This window comes from Nocardia carnea (assembly GCF_029868325.1).
GTDB classification, from domain to species: domain Bacteria; phylum Actinomycetota; class Actinomycetes; order Mycobacteriales; family Mycobacteriaceae; genus Nocardia; species Nocardia carnea_C.
The window spans coordinates 1-5,199 of the sequence record NZ_JARWNW010000159.1 but is presented as its reverse complement, the minus strand read 5'-3'; the positions used below and the strand labels follow the sequence as shown (position 1 = coordinate 5,199).

The following is a 5,199-nucleotide window of genomic DNA, read 5'->3' as shown; positions in this document are numbered from 1 at the left end:
CGGCGGCGGCGCGCCCGCCGGCGGGGGCCCGCTGTTGCCGGGGGGCCGGGCCCCGCCCGGGCCGGGGCGCGGGCCGTTGGCTGCCGGGCGCGGTCCGGTCGCGGGTCCGGGGCGCGGACCGGGGCGTGGACCGGGGCGTGGACCACCCGGACCGGGCGGCCGCCCACCGGGCCCCGGGCGGGGAGCGTTGGCGTTCGGCGCGGGACCGCGGTTCGGTGACCCCGGACGCTGCTGCGGTTCCCGGCCCGGCAGCGGCCCACGCGGGCCGCGGCCACCGCGCGGGTCATCGCCGGATGGGGTCTCGTAGGGCGAAGTCACTGACAAGGTCTCCAAAGCTCGTATCGGTCTGATGGGCCCGTGCACTGCACTGTGGCACGCGGCACGGACACCATCATCGGGCCGGGCGGGTTCATTCCGCGGCGGTGCGCCGATTCACCCGGGAACGCGACCGCCGTTGCGGCGTCTTCCCGAGTACATAGGACTGCACCAGATGATTCCAGCTGCAGGTCCGGCACACCTCGACGACATGAACCGAGAACTCTTCTCTGGACTCGGCCAGGCGCACCAGCTCTTCCGGGCTGCGCGCAGAACCCGCGATCGGCCCGAGGCCGTCGCCGTAGACCCAGGATACGAGAGTGAGTTGTTCCTTCCGGCAGATAGGGCATGTGACCTCGCTCCCGCGGCCGTGAAATTTGGCCGCACGCAGCAGGTAGGGATTGGCGTCACATACCTCGGCGACATCGACACGGCCCGCATAGACGTCAGCCAGCAGTGACTTGCGCCGGAGCGCATAGTCCACCACTTGCCGCTGAATTCGCACGCCCCCAGAGTAGCCGTGTTGTATTGCTGCCGCCCGCGGCCGGATTGGATCCGCGTGGCCGATGTGGTCGAGGCGGTGGTCGTTTCCCGCACCGGATCGACCTCCTCGGAAACCTCCGTGTGTGGGTCGAGACATGGTCGGGAGCGGTGCTCCGGGCGGGTTCGGCCGCTGACAGCGGTATTGGCGCATTTGCGTCAATGGTTTCCGGGCGGGGGCGGCCGGAGAAGTGGCCGTCGCCACATGCGAGAGCCGACGCCGTCCCGAGAATCCCTGCGCAACGTAGGATTCGCTGGTGTCGACAGCAGCGCCGGGCCGGATGCGAGCACGCGATATCGATCGCGCCCATACCGCCGGAAAGTTGGATGCGGCTTATGCCGAAGGCCAGCTGGGTGCTGCCGAATACCACGACCGCATCGCCCAGGCCCGGACCGCGAAAACGCTCGGTGAACTGTCCGATCTGGTGGCCGATCTGCAACAGGCCGCCGACAGCCCGCCCACGGTCGTTCCGGGCCCACAGTCCGGATATCCGCCGAGTACCCGGGCCCGGACCGCCGATCGCCGGGCGGCCGGCGAACTGCTCGACCATGCCTACAGCGAAGGCCAGCTGACCGAAGACGAACATCGCGCGGCCACGGAGCTGCTCGCCGAGGCCACCACCCTCGGCGACCTCGCCGATATCACCGCTGACCTTCAGGGGACGCGGCACACCCCGGTCGCGCCGAGCCCACCCGGTCCGGGCCGCTCGGGCCGCTACTTCGCCGTCCTCACCGCCGCCGCGCTGGCAGTGGCGTTCGGCGCGTACACGCTCACCGGTCGCGAGACCGACTCCGTGGCGAGCGCACCGCCCCCCGCGGCCGTGGTGCCGGCGCCTGTGCCCGAGCGGGCGCCCGAGGAACCCGAGCCGCTGGTTTTCGCCCCGCCGAACCTCGTGACCGGTGCCGGGCTCGCCCAGTTCATCGCCGAGTACCGCGAGCGCTTCGGCGATACCGTGGCCGACGAAATCTGGCTGTACCCCGACCACGGGGATGTCGAACGCGCGGTACCCGGTCAGCCGAACCGCCTGGTGAGTTACGACTACCGGGGCGGTTTCAACCAGTCCGACGATCTGACCACCCGCCCGGTCGATACCCCGGCCGTGGACCTGGGCACGCTCGACACCGACGCGATCGGCCGCGTGCTGACCGATGCGCCGGCGATTGCCCGCGTCCCCGACGGTGTCGTCACCCATATGAGTTTCGAGATCGGGACCTTCCCGCCGTACGACGGCGTACCCGCGGTCAGCGTCTACGTCTCCAATTCGTTCGACGAGAGCGGATGGCTGCTGACCGGTGTGGCCGGCGATATCCTGCGGGTCTGGCCGTTCGAGGGGTGAGGGACAGGTAATGGCGAGAAGAGAACAGGTCAGGGCGCGCGACCGCGATCGCGTCGAGGTATGTGCGGTCTTGGACGCGGCGCTGGCGGACGGCCAGTTGAGCGCCGGTGAACACACCACCCGCACTCGCTCGGCGATGCGGGCGAAATTCACCACCGACCTCGAGGCTCTCGTACGCGACCTGCAGGTGCCCGGCGAATTGGCGGGTGCCGCGATCCTGAACGGCGATCGCGCCGCCCGGCCCTGGTGGCTACCGGTCGCGGTTTTGGTGGCCGCTGCCGTGCTCGGCGGTGGGATCGGGTTCGTTGCGCGTGAGGACCCTGCGCCGGGGATCGCTGCCGCCGCGGAGGCCGAACCCGAGCCCGCGTCGCTGCCGAACCTGCTCACCACCACCGATGGGCTGGCGTTCTTCATCGACACCTACCGCCGGGAGTTCGGCGATACGGTGATCGATACGGCGACCGTTTTTCCGGATTTTCTGCTGGTCCAGCGGTTGGGACAGGGCGGCCCGCGCAACTTCCGCTTCGACGCCGACGGGTTCGACGAAATGGGGGTCGCGGTACCCAGCTACGCGAATGGGCGGCCCATCGACCTGGCCGATATCGAGCTGGCGACGCTGGGCGCAGTCTTGGCGGGGGCTCCGGCCTCGGTGCGCCTGGAGCAGGGTGAGGTCGAACATCTCGGAATCGGTTTCGAACTGATCGCGCCCGTCGATGCCGGTCCGGTGATCGATATCTACGTCGAGGATCCTGCGGGCAGTACCGGGCACCTGTCTGTCTCGTTCGCCGGCACGCCCCTGGAAGTATTTCCCGCCCGCTGAGTCCCGGGTCGGCGAACCCCTCACCGGCCGGCGCGCAGAAGGTCCGGCGGGCTTTCGGCCGGGGCGTGCTCGTCCCCCCCGGGTATTCGCCCACTTCGTCGCGCCGGCCCCCCTTTTTTCGCGCGGACGCCTCGGAAGCTCGGGTGCACACGTCTATAGGGGTGACATCGGTGTCGATGGCGGGTGATGCGCCCGGGCCGCCACCTGTGATGTAGCGGACTGAACTATGCATGGTTATATCGCTCCGATATAGTTTGTTATCGCATCCATTGGTTAGGTCTGTACGGAAGTCAGGGGGTGAAGCCCGGTGCTCGAACTGGCAATCCTCGGGCTGCTCCTGGAAGCGCCCATGCACGGCTACGAGCTGAAGAAACGGCTCACCGGCCTGCTCGGGGCGTTTCGGGCTTTCTCCTACGGATCGCTGTACCCGACCTTGAAACGTATGCAGGCGGATGGGCTGATCGCGGAGGAGGCGCCCGACGGCATGGTGACGACCCGCCGGGCCCGGCGGGTGTTCCAGCTGACACCGGCGGGCCGGGAGCGGTTCGGCGAGCTACTGGCCGATACCGGTCCGCAGAACTACACCGATGACGGCTTCGGCGTGCACCTGGCCTTCTTCAGCCGCACTCCCGCAGAAGCGCGGATGCGGATTCTGGAGGGCAGGCGGCGCCAGGTCGAGGAGCGCCGAGAGGGGCTGCGGGAGGCGATCAAGAAGGCGAGTGGCTCGCTGGATCGCTACACCCGCCAACTCCATCAACTCGGACTCGAATCAAGCGAGCGCGAAGTGCGCTGGCTCAACGAGTTGATTGCGGCGGAGCAATCGACGAAGGCGGCACCACAGAAAGAGGGAAATACCGGCCATGAGTAGTGGAGACACCAATAAGTCCAGTGTTCGCGTCGCCATCGTAGGTGTGGGCAACTGCGCCTCCTCGCTCGTGCAGGGCGTGCAGTACTACCGGGACGCCGACGATACGGCGACGGTGCCCGGCCTGATGCACGTGCGGTTCGGCCAGTACCACGTTCGTGACGTGCAGTTCGTGGCCGCCTTCGACGTGGACGCCAAAAAAGTCGGCTTCGACCTGTCCGAGGCGATCTTCGCCAGCGAGAACAACACCATCAAGATCTCCGATGTGGCGCCGCTCGGTGTCACCGTGCAGCGCGGCCCCACCCTCGACGGCATCGGCAAGTACTACGCCGAAACCATCGAACTCGCCGAAACCGACCCGGTCGACGTCGTCCAGGCGCTGAAGGACGCCGAGGTCGATGTGCTGGTCTCCTACCTGCCCGTCGGTTCCGAGGAAGCGGACAAGTTCTACGCCCAGTGCGCTATCGACGCCGGCGTGGCCTTCGTCAACGCGCTGCCGGTGTTCATCGCCTCGGACCCGGAGTGGGCGGAGAAGTTCCGCGCCGCGGGTGTGCCGATCGTCGGCGACGACATCAAGAGCCAGGTCGGTGCCACCATCACCCACCGGGTCATGGCGAAACTGTTCGAGGATCGCGGCGTGCAGCTCGATCGCACCATGCAGCTGAACGTCGGCGGCAATATGGACTTCAAGAACATGCTCGAGCGTGAGCGTCTGGAGTCCAAGAAGATCTCCAAGACGCAGGCTGTTACCAGCAACCTGCAGAAGGAGATGGGGGCCAACGATGTGCATATCGGCCCGTCCGATCATGTCGGCTGGCTCGACGACCGCAAATGGGCCTATGTCCGGCTGGAAGGCCGCGCGTTCGGTGACGTGCCGCTGAACCTGGAGTACAAGCTCGAGGTGTGGGATTCCCCGAACTCGGCGGGCATCATCATCGACGCGGTGCGTGCCGCGAAGATCGCCAAGGACCGCGGAATCGGCGGCCCGGTGCTGCCGGCGTCGGCGTACCTGATGAAGTCCCCGCCGGAGCAGATGGCCGATGATGTGGCGCGGGCGGAGCTGGAAACCTTCATCATCGGCTGACCTGAGGGGGCTGCAGGGCCGGGAACCCGGGAGTCTCGGACACACTCGGGGACCTGGGGGCCTGGGCTGAGCTACTTGCTCGGGGATCATGGGTAACCGCCGCAAAGGTTGGGGGTGGGGCTACCTGCCAAGGTGCTGTGTTTTTGGCGCGCTGGCGCGCGCGGGGTTAGGCCCATCAGGTGCATTGATTTAGCCCCCCCATCAAGCGGGGGGGGCCCCGTTGGTAGGCGGGGGGGAA

General features: G+C 67.8%; 5 protein-coding genes. 4 read left to right on the top strand and 1 reads right to left on the bottom strand.

The window, feature by feature from the left end; all coding sequences use genetic code 11:
* Window positions 1-409: 409 nt before the first annotated feature.
* Complete coding sequence (locus QH196_RS11880) at window positions 410-820, bottom strand: DUF5318 domain-containing protein (RefSeq protein ID WP_168433960.1); 411 nt, start codon at window positions 818-820, stop codon at window positions 410-412.
* Between the two features lie 292 nt (window positions 821-1,112).
* Between QH196_RS11880 and QH196_RS11875 the strand changes: the two genes are divergently transcribed.
* From QH196_RS11875 to QH196_RS11860, 4 genes are all read left to right on the top strand, one after another.
* On the top strand, window positions 1,113-2,192 hold the full coding sequence (locus tag QH196_RS11875) for a DUF1707 SHOCT-like domain-containing protein (protein WP_280415828.1): 1,080 nt from the start codon (window positions 1,113-1,115) through the stop codon (window positions 2,190-2,192).
* Between the two features lie 10 nt (window positions 2,193-2,202).
* Entirely contained in the window at window positions 2,203-3,012 is an 810-nt protein-coding gene (locus tag QH196_RS11870; protein WP_280415827.1) for a DUF1707 SHOCT-like domain-containing protein, read from the top strand.
* 307 nt (window positions 3,013-3,319) lie between these two features.
* Window positions 3,320-3,880 (top strand): PadR family transcriptional regulator, encoded by a 561-nt coding sequence (locus tag QH196_RS11865; RefSeq protein ID WP_280415826.1) that lies wholly within the window; start codon window positions 3,320-3,322, stop codon window positions 3,878-3,880.
* Window positions 3,873-4,961: an inositol-3-phosphate synthase gene (locus QH196_RS11860; protein ID WP_280415825.1), complete on the top strand. Its 1,089-nt coding sequence runs from the start codon at window positions 3,873-3,875 to the stop codon at window positions 4,959-4,961. The genes QH196_RS11865 and QH196_RS11860 overlap by 8 nt, the downstream gene beginning before the upstream one ends.
* Window positions 4,962-5,199: the final 238 nt, after the last annotated feature.